Here is a 17,486-nt window from a genome sequence, read left to right on the forward strand (position 1 = left end):
CCCTTTCATTTCTATGAAGCAAAATTTACGATTTGTAATGTTTGCTGCTGCCCTATTGCTTACGGCAATATTTTGTGGTACAGCTAAAGCCCAAGACAAAACGATTACCGGAGGCGTGACTTCCTCCGCGGATGGCAACCCAATTCCCGGTGTCAGCGTGACCTTAAAAGGGTCTACAACCGGGACTGTAACAGACAGCGACGGCAAGTATTCAATCAATGTAAAAGCCGAAAGTGTTACCCTTGTATTTTCTTCAATTGGATTTATCAAACAGGAAATAATCGTCTCCAACGCACAGTCAGTAGTTAATCTCGTTCTTGTTGATGATGTCAAAGCATTGACTGAGGTCGTTGTTACCGGGTACGCTTCCCAGCGTAAACAGGACATAACCGGGGCCGTCACGGTAATAAGCCCGAAGGAACTTACTGCACTTCCCGCAGCCAGTGTGACACAGATGCTTCAGGGCCGCGCCGCCGGTGTTACCGTTGGAAATGATAATTCTCCGGGCGGTGGAACCATGGTACGTATAAGGGGGTTCGGATCTATTAACAACAACAGCCCTTTGTATGTCATTGACGGAGTTCCGACTCAGGGTACGCTCAATCAGCTCAATCCGAATGATATTGAATCCATGCAGGTACTTAAGGATGCATCTGCTGCTTCCATTTACGGTGCACGTGCTGCCAATGGTGTGGTGATCATTACAACTAAAAAAGGGAAACCGGGAGCTCCAAGCATCACGTTTGACTTTTATACCGGAACACAGCGCCCTGGCAAAATGCTGGATTTACTGAACACAAGAGAGTTGGGAGAATATCTGTATCAGTCAGATCTTGGCGCAGGTAAAAATCCTTCTGTTACTTCTCCGTCGGTTCAGTATAGGTTTGATGAAAATGGAAACCAGACTGTAGCGGACTACATCTATCCTAACGTATTTGGTGAGCTTCCGGCTAACTACACCTATACCAACGACATTGCAGATCCTAACCTGGGAAAAACAGCTTTCAACACAACCAAGGCTAATAAGGAAGGTACTGACTGGCAGGATGTCATTTTTGATCCGGCTCCCATCTCAAATTATCAACTCGGGGCAAGCGGAGGTTCAAACAATGCGAAGTATGCTATTTCTGCAAATTATTTCAAACAGAATGGTATTTTGAAGTATACCAATTACAAAAGATATTCTATCAGGGCCAATACTGAATTTAAAAAAGGGAAAGTTACCGTGGGTGAGAACCTTACTTTTTCTTACGATGAACGGCAGGGTATTACTAATAATGATGAGAGTAACCCGATCATGTTCGCCATCCGTGTGCATCCAATTATTCCGGTTTTTGATATTACTGGCGGCCCGCAGGCACTGGGAGGAAACAATACATCTCCATTTAACGGTTTTGCCGGAAGCAGGGGAAGTAACCTCGGAAACGCGCCTAATCCATTAGCGCGCTTGTATCGTGAAAAAGACAACATTACAAAAGGAACCCACGTATTCGGAAACGCTTATGCTCAGATTGATATTCTACCTGGTTTGACCGGTCGCACCAGTTTTGGTCTTGAATACAATCAGTCCAACCGATCTGAGTATTTCCACAGAGATATTGAGGCTGCGGAAGCAAGAAATGCAAACAGCTTGAACGTAATCAATAACCTGGATCGCTCATTTACATGGTTTAACACATTGAATTATGCCAAAATATTTGGGTCGCATAATGTGAATGTTTTAATAGGAACAGAAGCCGTTAAAACTTACGCGGCAGGTTTTCAGGCTAGCAGAAGTGGTTTTGCATTTGATGATCTTGACTACCGTTATCTGGATGCCGGTGCAGCAGCCGGATTAGCCAACGCTGGTGCCGGCGCAACAAGAAGTGCACTCTTCTCCCAGTTCGGTAAAATTAATTATGGCTATAAAGATCTCCTTCTGGCAGATTTCACACTGCGCCGTGACGGGTCTTCACGTTTCTCTGAGGCATATCGTTATGGTATTTTTCCTGCATTTTCAGTCGGTATGCGTATGACGGAGCTGGATTTCATGAAACCAACCCGAAAAGTCCTGGACGATTTGAAACTACGTTTTGGATGGGGTAAAACGGGCAACCAGCTGATCCCGAATGTTTACAATGCCTACACGCTCTATGCTGCTGATCCACAGAACAATGGTTATGACATCAATGGTACAGGCTCATCCATTGTCGGAGGGTTCGACCTTGTACAATTCGGGAATGCGAACGGGAAATGGGAAACGAATACTTCTACAAATATTGGTATCGATGCCGTTTTGTTTAAGAGTAAGCTTGAAGTTGTGCTGGATTTGTATAGCCGCAAGACAACAGATATGTTGACGCAAATCGCTATTCCTCGTACTTCCGGTACTGGAACAATCCCTTATACAAATATCGGAGAGGTAACAAACAAAGGTTTCGACATCGGCCTTAATTTCAGGGATAGAAAAAATGACTTCTATTATGCGTTAGGGGTTAATTTCGGGCATTATAAAAACAACGTTGTTAAGTTGAATAATGATCCCAATTCAACCATTTTCGGATTTGCAACCCGTCTTCCTGCCATGTCAGCTACCCGGGCTGGCTCTCCAATTGCCAGCTATTATGGCTATTTTGTTGATGGCGTTATTAAAGACCAAACCGAAGCGGATGCAGCTCCTAAATTCGGTTCGTATACACGCGAAGGCGTTTTTAAATTCAGAGATGTGAACGGTGACGGTATTATTACTGCTGCCGATAGAACCATCATAGGCAGTCCACACCCGGATTTCAACTATGGCGTTAACTTAAATGTTGGATATAAGGCATTTGACCTAACCGTATTTGGGCAAGGAGTATACGGTAATGAGATCTTTAACTATACAAGATATTGGACGGATTTCAACGTTTTCCAGGGTAACAGATCAAAGGACATGCTTTATAATTCCTGGAAAAAGTCTGGCGACGACGCCAAATTACCGAGATTAAATTCAGGAGATGCCACAAGCCAGCAAGTTTCTTCTTACTTTTTGGAAGACGGATCTTATTTCCGTATCAAAAACATCCAGTTGACCTATACCATTCCTTCTGCGCTGCTGAAAAAGGTAAAAATCGCATCTGCACAGGTTTATTTGCAAGGACAAAATTTACTCACATTTACCAAGTATACCGGACTTGATCCTGATATTAACCTTAGAAGATCGGGTAATGACAATGAGGATAAGCATTTAGGTGTGGACGAAGGCGCCTATCCTGTGGCTAAATCATATCTTGTAGGTGTACGTTTCGGTTTCTAATATTTTAGACATTAACAAAAATTTCATATACTAAAATGAAAAAAATAGCTTTAATAATTTTCATGACCGCGATCAGCTTCGCCTGCTCGGACAGCTTTTTTGATCTAAAACCGCAGGGCCGCGCTTCGGTTGAACAGTTAAGTAATAAAAATGGTGTCAATGCATTATTGATCGGAGCCTATTCGCTTGTAGATGGCGTTGGATCAGGAAATACGGGCCGCCAGTCCACAGTTTCAAATTACGTTTTCGGTGGAATTGCCAGCGATGATGCCGTAAAAGGTACAGACGCCGGCGACCAGCCTGAACAGTCGTTTATCGAGCAATACAACTGGTTGGCTGACAACACGTATTTTCTAGGAAAATGGTGGCATCAATATGACGGTGTTGGAAGGTGTAATGAAGTCATCCAGATCGTGAACAGCGAACTGGTTAAAGACATGACTGACGCGGAAATATTACAAGTAACTGCTGAGGCTCGTTTTCTCAGAGGATTCTTCCATTTTGAAGCAAAGAAAATGTGGAACAAAATTCCATACATTGACGACAAGACATATGTATCGTCAGATCCAAATTCGACCAAAGTACCTAACACGGAGGATATCTGGGCTAAAATCGAAGAGGACTTCGACTTCGCTGCCAAAAATTTGCCTGCAACGCAGTCTCAAAAAGGAAGAGCTACCCAATGGGCTGCAAAATCTTTCCTTGCCAAAACGTACTTGTTTCAGAAAAAATGGGCACCGGCAAAGGCACTACTTGACGATGTATTAACTAATTCCGGAAAGAAACTTGTGCCTAACTACCATGACAATTACCGGACTGCGGGAAACAATAATAGTGAATCTATTTTCGAAGTACAGTTTTCAGTAAATGACGGAACGAACGGTAACAACGGTAACGCAGGAGATAATCTTAACTGGCCTTATTCAGCAGGTGCCCCGGGACGTGGCTGCTGCGGGTTCTACCAGGCATCACATAACCTCGTGAACGCATTCAAAACCGAGAATGGATTACCCTTAATTGGTGATGCAGCAGATGGCACGCTTGATACATATAATAAAGTAGACCTACCGAACGATCAGGGAATAGCAGCATCTGCACCATTTACATTGGATAAAACGATCCCTGTTGACCCTCGTCTTGACTGGACAGTAGGCCGTCGCGGTGTAAATTTCCTGGATTGGGGACCTATGCCAGGCTCCTCCTGGATTCGGGATCAAACTTACGCAGGACCATTCACCGGCAAAAAGTGGATGTACTACCTTGGCGAAGAAAACAGCACAACGCATTCGACCAGCAAAAGAAATGTTAACAACAATTTCAGGATGATCAAACTTTCCCATGTATTGTTATGGTTGGCAGAATGTGAAATTGAACTCGGAAATCTGGCCGTTGCAGAAGGTTATGTAAACCAGATCCGTAACCGGGCCAAAACAGGATCGGTACAAGATGCGTCTGTTACATATAAAGTGGAACCTTATCCGGTCGGAACTTTTGCAAGTAAAGGTGCAGACTTTGCCCGAAATGCAACACGTATGGAACAGCGCCTTGAATTTGCAATGGAAGGTCACCGTTTCTTTGATCTGGTGCGCTGGGGCATTGCTGTAAAAGTTTTAAATAAATATGCAGCAGAAGAAGCTGTGGCCGGTAAAGAGCCGTCAGGACGAACATTTAGTAAAAGAGGTTACATGGCAGGAAAAACATTTACTGACAAAAACCTTTATTTCCCGCTACCTCAGGATGAAATTCTGAACAGCCAGCTAGATGGAAAGCCAACATTAACTCAGAATCCGGGATACTAGCCGAAGATTTTATAACTACCTAAACTGAATCCAAGAGCCGGCCTTCGGGCCGGTTTTTTGTCTTTGTTACCAATAAAATTATATTTGCAAAATATTACAAATGAATCAGACATGGTATTAAAAAACGAAAGCGACTACGAAAAAGCTTCTGAAAGAATTGAAGAAATTTACGGTGCAAAACCGGGAACACCGGAAAAGAAAGAGCTTGAAGAACTGCTTAAAGCTGTAAAGGCTTACGAAGATGATTTTGTGAAGATGTTGAGGGAAAATGATCTTTAAATCGACTGGAATTGGAAATAAGGTGCCTAATTCCAAGTTTCCTGAGCCGTCGAAAGTTTTATTTCAAAGTTCATTCAGGAATTCTCTCCCAGATTGAAGTGTAACTTTACCTTCTTTATAAAGCCTTACCTCTTCAAGGCCTTCTTTAATCTTAGCAACCAACTGTTTTTTTTATATTTTCAATCTCATTTATCAAGATTGTAGCAAGCTCCCTACGCTGTTTTTCTGGCAGTTGCTTTGCCAGATCTTTAAGCTGCTTAAAAGTTAACTGAATATCGGTATTCAGACTGCGTGTGGTTTTCATAGTATTATATTTCAAATTCTTAACAACCATATCTTAATACAGCGTAGTTACGAAACTATTAGGTAATGTGACAGGATTAAGCTATCCGAGCAAATACCGAGAAAAAATTATAATAATTTTATAGAAAGGCCTTCCACCTTTTCGCAGCAGGTCATAAATCGCTCGGTCAGTATAGTCCTTACTTCCACCACCATTTTGCACTCCATTTCAAACGTCTGCGCTCTGACAGGCAATTCCATTTCTTTTACAATCCGCATAACGTCGTTCATTTGAACATAGGAAAATTGAAGATCATATAAATTGAACAAATGTTTCTCCACGATCTGGGTATTGTCCAAAGCAACTTCCGTTGCAGATCGGTAGGCATTGATCAATCCCGGAATTCCCAGCAGTGTCCCGCCAAAATAACGAACAACCACAACGAGAATATTGGTTATCTCTTTCGAATAAAGTGTATTCAAAATCGGCCGACCGGAAGAACCGGAGGGTTCGCCGTCATCACTTAGCCGATAAGTCATTCGATCAAGTCCGAGCCGGTATGCATATACATGGTGATTTGCTTTCGGATGCAATTCCCGTAGTTCAAGCAAATGAGTTTTGGCTTCGTTCTCGGAAGAAACTGGAAAAATAAACGAGATAAATTTGCTCCCTTTATCTTTGAAAAACCCTTCGGCCGGTTCCGCTATGGTGCGGTAGGTATCATCAAATAACACGTCTGGATCTTTTTTTGAACCTGTATATAATAATTGAATAAAGCAAAGCCGCAACAGCAAAACCTGCCATCCATAAGAACACCAACGGCAAATTCTCAGCCTTGTTTGCAAATAATGCCGCGGAAAGAAATGCGCCAAGTCCGATACCCGCTTCGAGGCAAATATACATGGTAGCGATTGCTCGTCCCCTATTATGATCGCTGCTTAAATCGACCGTCCAGGCTGATAGTACTGGCGACAAAATTCCCATGGATACGCCAAAAAAGGCTGCGCCGGTTAAAAACATGAATACAGTTTCAGCATAACCCGTGATAATCATGGATAAAATTAAAACGATAATACCAGCTATGGTAACCGGCAATCTACCTTTCCGGTCAGAAAGTTTTCCGGCTACGAAACGGATCAAAATGGAAAACAAGGTAAATACCATGAAATACATTCCCTTGTTACCCAGACCGAGAATCTCACTAAAATCCGGCGTCAGCGTCGCAACTGCGCCAAAACCAAAATAGGCGAGAAAAGTTACAAATGCCGGACTGAAAACATCGGGTTCAAAAATATCCCGCCAGGTAAGCTTGAAAGCCTTTACAGATAGTTTCTCCTTTTCAACCAGCGTTTCTTTCATATTGAAAAGAATAACGATTGAAAGCAGCGCAAAAAATGACGAGGTATAAAAAAGTGCATTCATCGAAAAAGCCTGGCTGATCATACTTCCGATTGCCGGCCCGAAAGCTGAACCAACGCCCATGCACATCCCATGAATCCCCATCGCTTCCCCCCTGCGATTTGCCGGAATAATGTCTGCAATATAGGCGGCGGTTCCCGTTGGTTTAAATCCGGTCGAAAATCCATGGACCAGTCTTAAAAGTAAAAAAGGCATTACTGTTGTAAAAATCGGATAAAGAAATCCGCACACAAAACAGACCAGAGAGCCAAAGGCCATCACCGGAACCCGGCCGACCCGATCCGTTAATCTTCCGCTAAACGGCCGGGATATACCTGCCGTCAATGTGAATAATCCAATGATAAAACCCTTGTATTCCGCACCTCCCATGTCCGAGAGATAACCCGGAAGCTCAGGAATCAGCATATTGAAACTGGAAGAGAATAAAAAGGAACTCGTACCTAACAACCAAAACTGCAGTGTAAATATTCCTGGAGAAGCCGTATTTTGCATCCCACAAAATTACAACTATCTTGGAGAAAAGTTAAGAATACTTGAAAGTGGTTGGCGTCCGGTTGAAATAAATTGCTGATGACGAAATCAGTAAAAAAAGAAAATCAGCTTTAGTATTTATTATTTCTGATTTGGTAAGGCGCTCAACTTTTAAATTCAATGCGTTATGGTAAGAATATTTTATAAAGAAGGCCGGTTGATAAAACGTGAAAATGACATTCGCGAATTAGGAAAAGTTGATAGTCTTGTCTGGGTTGATCTTCAATCACCCTCGGCAGAGGAAGAAGAATGGGTTGAGAATAAATGTGAGATCAGTTTTCAGACACCGCAGGAAATCGTTGAAATTGAAAGCAGTTCACGTTTTTTTGAACAAAATGAAACGATCAATGCCAACTCAAACTTTTTGAGTATCGATCGTGATGGCTACAAAACGTATCCTGTTTCCTTTATCCTTCACAAAAATATTCTGTTTACATACCGTCGCGGAGATTCCAAGACTTTCGCAGACACGGTCAAGAAAATGAAAGTAAGCCCGGATACTTTCCAGACCGGCGTTGATTTTATGCTTATGCTTTTGGAAACCAGAATTGAGGCTGACGCAGATTCTCTTGAAGCAATTTCCAGGGATATTTCGGTAATCAGTAAGGATCTGGCACACGAACAAAAAGCCAGGCAAGAGGTTTTGATCCGAATAAGTGCGTTGCAGGAAACAACGATGATGCTTCGTGAAACGAGTATTGATAAGCAGCGCGTACTGTCAGGAATTCTGCGCAGTCAGTATTTCCCGGAAGATAGAAAAGAACACTTAAGGATTATCCTGAAAGATATTAATTCACTTTTGGAATATACCACCTTCAATTTTGAGCGGTTGGAGTATTTACAGAATACATTTATGGGTTTGATCAATCTTGAACAAAGCCAGGTAATCAAGATTTTCACAGTGGTGACGATCATCTTCATGCCGCCCACCCTAATCGCCGGAATTTTCGGTATGAATTACACCCACATACCTTCCACGGAAGAACCCTGGGGATTTTGGGTTTCTTTGTTGCTGATGGTGCTTTCCTCGCTGGTGGTGCTGTGGTTTTTCAGACGAAAACGCTGGATTTAAAACAAACTTTCTCTTGCCTATTAAGTCGAAATCCTGCATGAACAATTCATCCCTTATTGAATATACATTTGCCAAAACAGATCAGCATATTGAACAAATCCTGGCGCTGCAACAAATTAACCTGAAAACCAACATCGCCGAATCAATCAAACAAGATCAGGGATTTCTCACAGTTTGTCATACGGCAGAACAATTAAAACTGATGCAGGACACAACGCCCCAGATTATTGCTACGGTAAACGGAGACGTCGTTGCTTTTGCGTTGGCCATGCTGCCGTCGCTCGGAAAACTTATTCCCGACCTTCAACCTATGTTTGAAATTATTGACAACATTACATGGAATGGCCGAGTTGTCAGCGAATATAATTATTACGTGATGGGACAAATCTGCGTAAGTGAGTCATTTCGCGGTCAGGGGATTTTTGACCAATTATATCAGACCCACAAAAACATATATAAGGAGAAATTCGACCTTTTAATAACAGAAATTTCAACTTCAAACAGTCGATCTCAACGAGCCCATGAAAGGGTCGGCTTTGAGACCATTCACAGACATCAGGATCACGTGGACATCTGGAATGTGGTTGCATGGAAATTTTAAGTTAAACAAGCATCTTCTTATTTGTTATAAAATTGTTAATTCCGAAAATTTTCTTGAACTAAATCAGCAAAGACTAGCACTTTCCGGCTAATCCCTCAACTTTATATTACGTATAGACATTAATTATTTAATTTTGTGGAAATCAACGCTTTCATCTGCCTGATACTTGAAATTTTACCATCTAAATTGAATATATCAATATAGATTCAGATCAGGTCGATTTCAGATTTTTTTACTTCTTCCAACCCTTTCTCTTAAAGCAGTGTCATGTTGATATTGGCATAAAACTTGCAACAGATTCATAGGAAATCTGGTATGGATTATAGTAAGTGCTATAATTCTTAACAGTTAAGGAATCAAAGGTTTATGTACAAAGGACTATGAACGCATTTGATTTGGCTTCCAACTCTTATGGAGCTTTGTTAATTGCGACGCAATGATTCTTATCAAAAAGTCGTTTCAATCCCGACGTGAGAATCTCTGCCATAGGCTGTTTTAGTAGAAAACCGTACTGAGAAATTGAAAAGACAGTTTCAACCGTATAGGTTATTAAAAATCTGTTTAACTAAATAACCGATTGAATGAAAAGCATCTCAGTAATCATTCCAAATTATAATGGAAAACATTTATTTGAAAAATATTTCAACCATAATTTTCAAGTGCTTACTTCCATTGATACAGAGGTTGAGATCATCGTAATCGACGACGCCTCGACGGATGGATCTGTGGAATATTTGCAACAACATTATGGGGATAGCATCACACTTCTAAAAAAAGAAACAAATTCGGGATTCTCTGAAACGTGTAATTTGGGTATAAAACAGGCAAATATGGATTTAATATTTCTGCTTAATACCGACGTTACGCTTGAACCGGGATACCTTGAAAAGCTATATAAATTTTTCGAGAAGGAAGATACTTTTGGGGTGATGGGCCGCATTATCGGTATGGATGATGACTTGATAAGAGAGGCTGCGAGAGAGCCTCGTATTATGGGCAGAAAGATCAAATCTTCGGATCTTTTCCATCTGCAAAACATGGACGCTTTCACACCAACATTTTATTTGTCGGGTGCCAACGCATTGATGGACACAAAGAAATTGAAAACAATCAATGGTTTCAACGAAATGTTCAATCCATATTATGGTGAGGATCAGGAACTTTCTATTCGCGCATGGAGAATGGGATGGAAATGTTACTACGAACACAATGCTGTTTGCCGCCACGAAGTTATGGCCAGTACCAAAAACCACAACCATAAACGTGCGATAAAAAGAATACATTTCCGCAATCGCTATTATGTTCATTATCTGCACCTGCAGGGCTCAGATCTTGCGCTGTGGCATTTACAGATTTTGCTTTGTGACGTAATGATGGGCGCATTTACCTGCCAGTTTTACAAAATCGAAGCTTATCGTGACTTCCTTAGCAACAGAAAGGGATTACGAATCAAGAAAAGTGCTTTCAATCGTCAAATGAAGAGAAATCACTCCAACATTGGTATCCTGGATGTGATAGATAACATTAAAATGATGATCAAATATCAGCACGTCATTAAACTTTAAATGTTTAGGTCATCAAAGTTCTATACACATTGAGATATTGAATAGCTGCTGTTTCCCACGAAAATGATCTGCCTCTTGTTTTGATTTTTTCAACAGGCAGATTTTTTTTGTAGTCAGCAAGACTATTTTCCAGCACATTCCGCATATGTTCCGGATCAAAATTATCAAAGTAATAAGCGCAATCTCCCCCGATTTCCGGCAGTGAGGTACATCTGGATAATAAAACCGGCTTGCCATAATACATTGCTTCAATAACCGGCAGTCCAAAACCTTCCGCAGTTGAAGGAAATAAAAATGCGAGACAGTTACTTAACAGCCACTTTTTGTCGTTTTCAGTTATTGGACCCGTAAAAATAACCCGGTCTGCCACTCCTGCCCTTTCAGCTTCTTCAATAATTAATTGCTTATAGGTCTTACTCTGTTCAATGCCTGCAATGATCAGCAAAAGATCATTACCTTTTAGAAGTGGAGGCAAAACATGAAAATTCTTCTTTTCGGCAATCGTTCCGATGGTAAATAAAAAGGGTTTGTCATAAATAACCTTAGGGACTTCTATCGGAATGCTGTCATCAACATTACAGCCATTGTAAATGACAGAACTCGCTTTGCCTTCCAGGGCCAAATATTTTTCAAGATCATTCAACACATAATTTGATATTGCAACAACGTGGTCTGCCTTATTAATTTTCCTTTGAAGTTGCTTTAAAAGCTTGTCAGTCCTTTCTTTATTCTGATTGGAATCGTAAAGGAAGTTCAAATCGTGAACGGTAAGGACAACCGGAATATTTTTTCGGTATGGGAAATAGTTGGTATTTTGATAAGTGCAATGCCATAATTTGACGTCTCCGGTATTGGGAAACAAATATTTATGCATCGAATTGTGCGTTGCAAACTTGTTGCCCGCGCCGAAAACATCTTTTTCAGTCTTCGGTAAGTAAAATCCAATTTCATCTTCCGAACCAATCTGATTTTTCAACGCCTTACCCAATTGCAGACAAAAATGATATAAGCCGGTGTTTGGGTACCGCATCCGCTCACAATCAACAATAATTTTTTTAGACATCAACCTTAAATGAATAGAATAGATTTCTGAACCCAATAGTCTTAAAATACATGACGGCTATCTGGCTAATATTGTTTCTTCACTTTTTAAAAGTAATTCATTTATAAGAAAAATATCGGCAAATGATCAAACGCATTCTTTTTATTTTATTTAAATTGGCAAATCGAAATAAAAATATTGCTTATAAAATCTGAAAAAAATAACCAGCGTATTTGATCGAAATCTCCTTGAAATTCCGCGTCAAACGATGTAGATTTGTTTTTAGCAGTACCTACCCTCAGGAATCCTCACAGTACTGCAACCTTAATCTGATCTATTAAAACAACATAACTTAGTATGTCACAAGAAATTGTAAAGCAGGAACCCCTGTTGATTGAAGATCCTTTGCGTTTTGTTTTATTCCCAATAAAACACATGGATATTTGGGAAATGTATAAGCGTCATGAGGCTTCTTTCTGGACCGCCGAAGAAATAGACCTTTCGCAGGACCAAAAAGACTGGGACAATCTAAATGACGGCGAGCGCCATTTTATTTCTCATATTCTTGCTTTTTTTGCGGCTTCGGATGGTATTGTCAATGAAAATCTGGCTGTAAATTTTTTGAGTGAGGTTCAGTATGCCGAAGCAAAATGTTTCTACGGATTTCAAATTGCCATGGAAAATATCCATTCAGAAACATATTCTCTTCTGATTGACACTTATATCAAGGATCCGGCAGAAAAAGATCATTTGTTAAGAGCGATCGACACCGTTCCATGTGTGCAGAAAAAAGCAGAATGGGCATTAAAGTGGATTAATAGTCCCGTTTTTGCGGAAAGAATTATCGCTTTTGCTGCGGTCGAAGGAATTTTCTTCTCGGGTTCTTTTTGCTCTATTTTCTGGCTGAAAAAACGTGGATTAATGCCCGGATTATCATTTTCTAATGAATTGATTTCGCGTGATGAAGGCTTGCATTGCGAGTTTGCATGCCTTCTTTATACACAGCACATCGTCAATCAACTGCCGCAGGAACGTGTCATTGAGATTATGATGGATGCCGTGAAAATAGAGCAGGAATTCGTGACAGACGCGCTTCCGGTTTCATTAATTGGTATGAACGCCGATCTGATGAACCAATATATCGAGTATATCGCTGACTTCTGGCTTGAACGTCTGGGTTGCCCTAAGCAATTTGGATCAACCAATCCATTCGACTTTATGGAATTGATATCACTTCCCGGAAAAACTAATTTCTTTGAAAAACGTGTGGGTGATTATCAAAAAGCCGGCGTCATGAGCGGATTACAGGACAAAGATTCAGGTCATAAAATCTCTTTCGATTCCGATTTCTGATATTTTTCAATTTGAATAGCCTTATTATTTTGGACAATTTTGTCCTGAGTAATAAGGCTTTTTGATTGAAAGTTCAAATTGTTTCGGGTTCAAATCCGTACAAGATCTGCGCTCTTTTCCCACTTTTTTATAACCGAGGCAACGTCGATAGGAGAAATCTGATTCATACATTCACACTTGGAAACATCTTCCTGGCACTTATTACAGCAGGTGCTTCCCACAAGATAGGAAGCCTTCGGACCGATTGGCCCCCAGCGCATCGGGAATAACGGACGCATGGGCGGATACAATCCCAAAGCGTTATTTCCTATCGAAGCCGCGATATGCAAAGGTCCGGTACTGGCCGCGATCAATCCGTTCGCGTGGTAAATGAAGGATATAAACTCTTTCAAAGTCATCATACCCGTCACATCTACAACATGCTCGGGAAGCTGCCTTAACCAATCTTTCATGGAAGCCCCTTCGGCTTTGGTACCGGAAATAAATATTCTGTATTTTTCTTTCGGTAAAAGATGGATCAGATCCGCAAAGTTTTGCAAGCCCCATTCCCGTGCGCTTTTATTGGATTTTGGGTGCAAAATGATATTAAGCCTGTCTTGTTTTAAAAAAGCAAATAATCTTTCAGGAAGTGGAGCAATATTCTTTAACTGAAATTGAAAGAAAAGATCTTCCAGTGAAAAATCCTTTTCAATGTCCAATGCTTTTAACAACTTTAAATTTAGCTGCGCTTCATGTAAAACTGACTTTCTTCTGCTTAACTGAACCAGCCTGTTGCAAGTCATCCAATGGAACCAACGGTTTGTAGTACCAATCCGGATTGGAATTTTTGCGTCCTTTGCCAATTTGGCTATTTTCAGGTTCGGTAAAACGTGAATGATCGCATCATAATTTTCCGCCTTTAAAAACTTAACCTGATCCTTGTAATCAAGTTTTTCAATCAGGTCTGCGTTGACAAATTTGTCGATTGAGATACAGGTGTCAATAACGTCTTCGGTATATGAACGACCTAAAAAGTGCAACTCAGAAACTTCTGTATTTTCTTTTAAAATATTACAGATAGGGATTGTTAAAATAACATCTCCGATGGCATCTGTCCTACTAACAAGAATTTTAAGCTTCCGTCCTAACATTTTAAATAATCATTCATGAATTGCCGCACGACAACATTTCTACCGTTTTTTAACGCTGATTTTTCTTTGTACTATATTAACTAATTCAGGGCAATTTTCTAAAAAAAACACAATATGTTTTTAGTTTAAATCGAAAATTTCAAAAATAAAACCCTTACAAACCAAGTTCTTCGATTGTTTTCCAAACCAGTTCACTTTCATATCCCTTTCCCAGGGCGAAACGCGCCAGTTTTTGCTTTAATTTGAACTTGTCGGTTTCAGTTCTGTCAAGAAGAATTTTCTTTTTCACCAATAGTTCTTTTACACTGTTTTTGTAAGAATCTTCCGGAATTTCCTTCATTCCTTCTTTGATGCTGTATTCCGAAAGTCCGCGTCGATGAAGTTCCTGCTTGATCTTCATTTTTCCCCAGCTCTTCATTCTGAACTTTCCTCCTGTGTATGTTTTTGCAAAACGTTCTTCACTCAGGTAGTTTGTGCTGATCAGCTCGGCAATAATCTCGTCTGCCTCTTCTCCCCAGACTTCCCATTTCTGAAGACGTTTCCGCACTTCGTCCTGCGTCCTTTCCTGATACGCACAATATGAAGCTGCTTTTTGAAGAATTAGACGATCCATCAGACAATATTAACTAATATTTATATTTCGTACTCTGCCACAAGATTAAAGATAAAATATCAACTCTGAATAACTATTTTTGGTAAATCAACAATTTTACGCCTTCATTCCAAACGCTTACCCCTATGCTTTTTGAAAGACGCTCCTTTTTGAAATTTCTGCCAGCCATGTCGGGACTATCATTTTTCAATTTACCTGACAATAACCCGAAAGCCGGCAAACTAGCCTTACGCTTCATCGTCGCTTCCGACGGTCATTTTGGCCAGCCGAACACCGACTATAAAAAGTTTCACAGCGACTTGATAGGCTGGATCAATCAGGAAAAAGTACAAAAAGGCGTCGATTTTACAGTGATTAACGGAGACTTAATTCATGACGATCCGACACTGATGTATGATGTAAAATCAACTTTTGAAAATCTGCGTGTCCCTTTTTATGTGACGCGTGGGAATCACGATAAAGTCGGTCTTGACGTTTGGCAAAGTACCTGGGGATACCCGACAAATCATAGTTTTGGAAAGGGCGAATATGCTTTTATTTTGGGAGACACTTCCAACGAAAAAGGCGAATATCTTTGTCCTGATATTAACTGGCTACGCACTGAAATTGCTAAATATTCTACCGCAAAAGGAATTTACATATTTTTGCACATCACGCCTGAGAAATGGACAGACAATGGAGTTAACTGTAAAGAGGTAACTGATCTATTTGCAAATACACCCAATGTAAAAGCAATTTTTCACGGTCACGACCATGATCAGGACAGCCAGAAAACATTAGGAAAGAAGCCATATTTTTTTGACGGACACTTCGGCGGGAACTGGGGAACTACCTACAAGGGATATCGCGTGGTTGAGATTTATGACGATGAAACCTGGCAAACCTATCAATATAATCCAACTGCTTCACCGGTTCTGAATTCATTCAGTGGCAAAAAATAAACCCGGATTAGCATTTAAATCAATGGTTTAATTATAAAAAATGAGCCAGCTTTTGAAAGGCTGGCTCATTTTTATACCTAATAAATTAAAAAACAGTCTTAATTAATTCTTATCAAATGGTTTTTCTTACCTTTTGATACAAGAATAAATCGATCCTGAAGCAGCTGAAAATCAGTAAGCGACTGCTCAGCCGAAGCAACTTTCACTTTATTAATACTTACAGCATTCTGCTGTAATGCGCGACGCGCTTCACTTTTCGAAGGATAAATCTCCGCGTTGGTAACGGTCGAAATCAAATCTAGTACATTCGGGCATGAATCCCAGTCACCACGGCTTATCCCGGTCTGTGGAACGCCGTTGAAAACAGTATCAAATTCATCGATCGCAATGCTTTGAAGCGTCTCCAACGTCGCTTTCCCAAACAAAACATCAGACGCTTTTAACACCAGCTGGTAATCACGCTCGGAATGGATACGAATCGTAAGCTCCGCCGCCAGTGCCTTTTGCATAATTCTTAAATGCGGTTCAGCGGCATGGCCGCTTTCCAAAGCTTCGATTTCTTCTTTCGATTTTAAAGAAAAAACACGCAAAAATCTTGGCGAATCTTCGTCACTTTGATTTAACCAGAATTGGTAAAATTCAAAAGGTGAAGTTCTGGAAGCATCGAGCCAGATATTTCCACCCTCACTTTTCCCAAATTTGGATCCGTCAGATTTTGTCAGAAGAGGCGTTGTTAAAGCATATGCCTTGAAATAACCTTCCTCATCTCCTTCCTTTCGGCGAATGATTTCAGTACCGGTTGTAATATTCCCCCACTGGTCCGAACCGCCCATCTGAAGACGGACATTTTTATGCTTATATAAATGATAAAAGTCGTAACCCTGTAAAAGCTGGTATGAAAACTCAGTGAAAGAAATACCTGTTTCGAGTCGTTTTTTAACCGAATCTTTCGACATCATGTAGTTAACAGACAAATACTTGCCTGCTTCACGAAGGAATTGGAGGAATCCAATATCTTTGAACCAGTCATAATTGTTGACCATTTCGGCCGAGTTCTCGCCGCAGTCAAAATCAAGGAAACGTTCTAATTGCTTACGAATTCCTTCCTGATTGATTCTCAGCGTTTCTTCATCCAAAAACGAACGTTCTGCTGCTTTGAAAGACGGATCGCCGATCATTCCCGTCGCTCCTCCAATCAGGGCGATTGGCTTATGCCCTGCCTTTTGTAAATGAACAAGCAACATGATCGTCGCCAGATTACCGATATGCAGGGAAGCAGCAGTTGGGTCAAAACCGATATAGCCGGCTGTCATTTCTTTATTTAGTTGCTCATCCGTTCCTGGCATCATGTCGTGCAACATGCCCCGCCAGCGCAATTCTTCAATGAAATCGGTTCTCATTTTTTTACTATTTGGCAATTTTAAAAATCAAGGTGCAAAGATAGTTTGATTTTGGTAAACCTTGCAGATTTACAAAAGGTATCTGATTTGAAGACTGAAATTTAGAAATCGGTTCCTGCGTTATTCTGGTTTTATGTATTTAATTTAGAACTATAATTAGATTTTTTTTAACAAATCAAGATCA

15 protein-coding genes are annotated in these 17,486 nt (G+C 40.6%); 8 read left to right on the forward strand and 7 right to left on the reverse strand.

Annotated features, from left to right (window positions below; all coding sequences use genetic code 11):
• Positions 1-13 precede the first annotated feature (13 nt).
• From AC1XUO_RS16075 to AC1XUO_RS16085, 3 genes are all read left to right on the forward strand, one after another.
• Positions 14-3,274 carry a SusC/RagA family TonB-linked outer membrane protein gene (locus tag AC1XUO_RS16075; RefSeq protein ID WP_483330790.1) on the forward strand — a complete coding sequence of 1,087 codons (3,261 nt, stop codon included), beginning with the start codon at positions 14-16 and terminating at the stop codon, positions 3,272-3,274.
• 35 nt (positions 3,275-3,309) lie between these two features.
• The gene (locus AC1XUO_RS16080) at positions 3,310-5,073 is read left to right on the forward strand and encodes a RagB/SusD family nutrient uptake outer membrane protein (RefSeq protein ID WP_483330791.1); all 1,764 of its coding nucleotides are present in this window, start codon (positions 3,310-3,312) and stop codon (positions 5,071-5,073) included.
• Positions 5,074-5,184: 111 nt separating this feature from the next.
• Entirely contained in the window at positions 5,185-5,352 is a 168-nt protein-coding gene (locus tag AC1XUO_RS16085) for a hypothetical protein (RefSeq protein WP_235152625.1), read from the forward strand.
• A gap of 151 nt (positions 5,353-5,503) precedes the next feature.
• Here the strand turns inward: AC1XUO_RS16085 and AC1XUO_RS16090 are convergent, their stop codons facing one another.
• From AC1XUO_RS16090 to AC1XUO_RS16100, 3 genes are all read right to left on the reverse strand, one after another.
• Positions 5,504-5,656, reverse strand: coding sequence for a hypothetical protein (locus AC1XUO_RS16090; RefSeq protein ID WP_483330792.1), 153 nt, complete (start codon positions 5,654-5,656; stop codon positions 5,504-5,506).
• 107 nt (positions 5,657-5,763) lie between these two features.
• Positions 5,764-6,369, reverse strand: coding sequence for an IMPACT family protein (locus AC1XUO_RS16095; protein ID WP_483330793.1), 606 nt, complete (start codon positions 6,367-6,369; stop codon positions 5,764-5,766).
• On the reverse strand, positions 6,359-7,546 hold the full coding sequence (locus AC1XUO_RS16100) for an MFS transporter (protein WP_483330794.1): 1,188 nt from the start codon (positions 7,544-7,546) through the stop codon (positions 6,359-6,361). Before AC1XUO_RS16100 ends, AC1XUO_RS16095 begins: the two co-directional genes overlap by 11 nt.
• A gap of 166 nt (positions 7,547-7,712) precedes the next feature.
• Here AC1XUO_RS16100 and corA point away from each other — a divergent pair, with 166 nt between their 5' ends.
• The 3 genes from corA to AC1XUO_RS16115 all read left to right on the forward strand — a co-directional run bounded on the left by corA (position 7,713) and on the right by AC1XUO_RS16115 (position 10,823).
• A complete protein-coding gene (corA, locus tag AC1XUO_RS16105) occupies positions 7,713-8,657 on the forward strand; it encodes a magnesium/cobalt transporter CorA (protein ID WP_483330795.1) in 945 nt (314 codons plus the stop codon).
• Between the two features lie 37 nt (positions 8,658-8,694).
• The gene (locus AC1XUO_RS16110) at positions 8,695-9,258 is read left to right on the forward strand and encodes a GNAT family N-acetyltransferase (RefSeq protein WP_483330796.1); all 564 of its coding nucleotides are present in this window, start codon (positions 8,695-8,697) and stop codon (positions 9,256-9,258) included.
• 581 nt (positions 9,259-9,839) lie between these two features.
• Entirely contained in the window at positions 9,840-10,823 is a 984-nt protein-coding gene (locus tag AC1XUO_RS16115) for a glycosyltransferase family 2 protein (RefSeq protein ID WP_235152618.1), read from the forward strand.
• A gap of 4 nt (positions 10,824-10,827) precedes the next feature.
• On the opposite strand, the gene AC1XUO_RS16120 is transcribed toward AC1XUO_RS16115, so the two are convergent.
• A complete protein-coding gene (locus AC1XUO_RS16120; protein WP_483330797.1) occupies positions 10,828-11,886 on the reverse strand; it encodes a glycosyltransferase family 4 protein in 1,059 nt (352 codons plus the stop codon).
• Between the two features lie 336 nt (positions 11,887-12,222).
• Here AC1XUO_RS16120 and AC1XUO_RS16125 point away from each other — a divergent pair, with 336 nt between their 5' ends.
• On the forward strand, positions 12,223-13,218 hold the full coding sequence (locus AC1XUO_RS16125) for a ribonucleoside-diphosphate reductase small subunit (protein ID WP_483330798.1): 996 nt from the start codon (positions 12,223-12,225) through the stop codon (positions 13,216-13,218).
• 89 nt (positions 13,219-13,307) lie between these two features.
• Here AC1XUO_RS16125 and AC1XUO_RS16130 read toward each other — a convergent pair whose 3' ends face one another.
• Positions 13,308-14,348 carry a glycosyltransferase family 9 protein gene (locus AC1XUO_RS16130; RefSeq protein WP_483330799.1) on the reverse strand — a complete coding sequence of 347 codons (1,041 nt, stop codon included), beginning with the start codon at positions 14,346-14,348 and terminating at the stop codon, positions 13,308-13,310.
• Positions 14,349-14,502: 154 nt separating this feature from the next.
• Positions 14,503-14,961, reverse strand: coding sequence for a regulatory protein RecX (locus AC1XUO_RS16135; RefSeq protein WP_483330800.1), 459 nt, complete (start codon positions 14,959-14,961; stop codon positions 14,503-14,505).
• Between the two features lie 125 nt (positions 14,962-15,086).
• Here AC1XUO_RS16135 and AC1XUO_RS16140 point away from each other — a divergent pair, with 125 nt between their 5' ends.
• Positions 15,087-15,902, forward strand: a complete 816-nt coding sequence (locus tag AC1XUO_RS16140) for a metallophosphoesterase family protein (protein ID WP_483330801.1) — start codon at positions 15,087-15,089, stop codon at positions 15,900-15,902.
• Positions 15,903-16,000: 98 nt separating this feature from the next.
• Here AC1XUO_RS16140 and tyrS read toward each other — a convergent pair whose 3' ends face one another.
• Positions 16,001-17,302, reverse strand: coding sequence for a tyrosine--tRNA ligase (tyrS, locus tag AC1XUO_RS16145; RefSeq protein ID WP_483330802.1), 1,302 nt, complete (start codon positions 17,300-17,302; stop codon positions 16,001-16,003).
• Positions 17,303-17,486: the final 184 nt, after the last annotated feature.

The sequence above is a fragment of the Dyadobacter sp. HNCC25DJ186 genome (assembly GCF_056895235.1).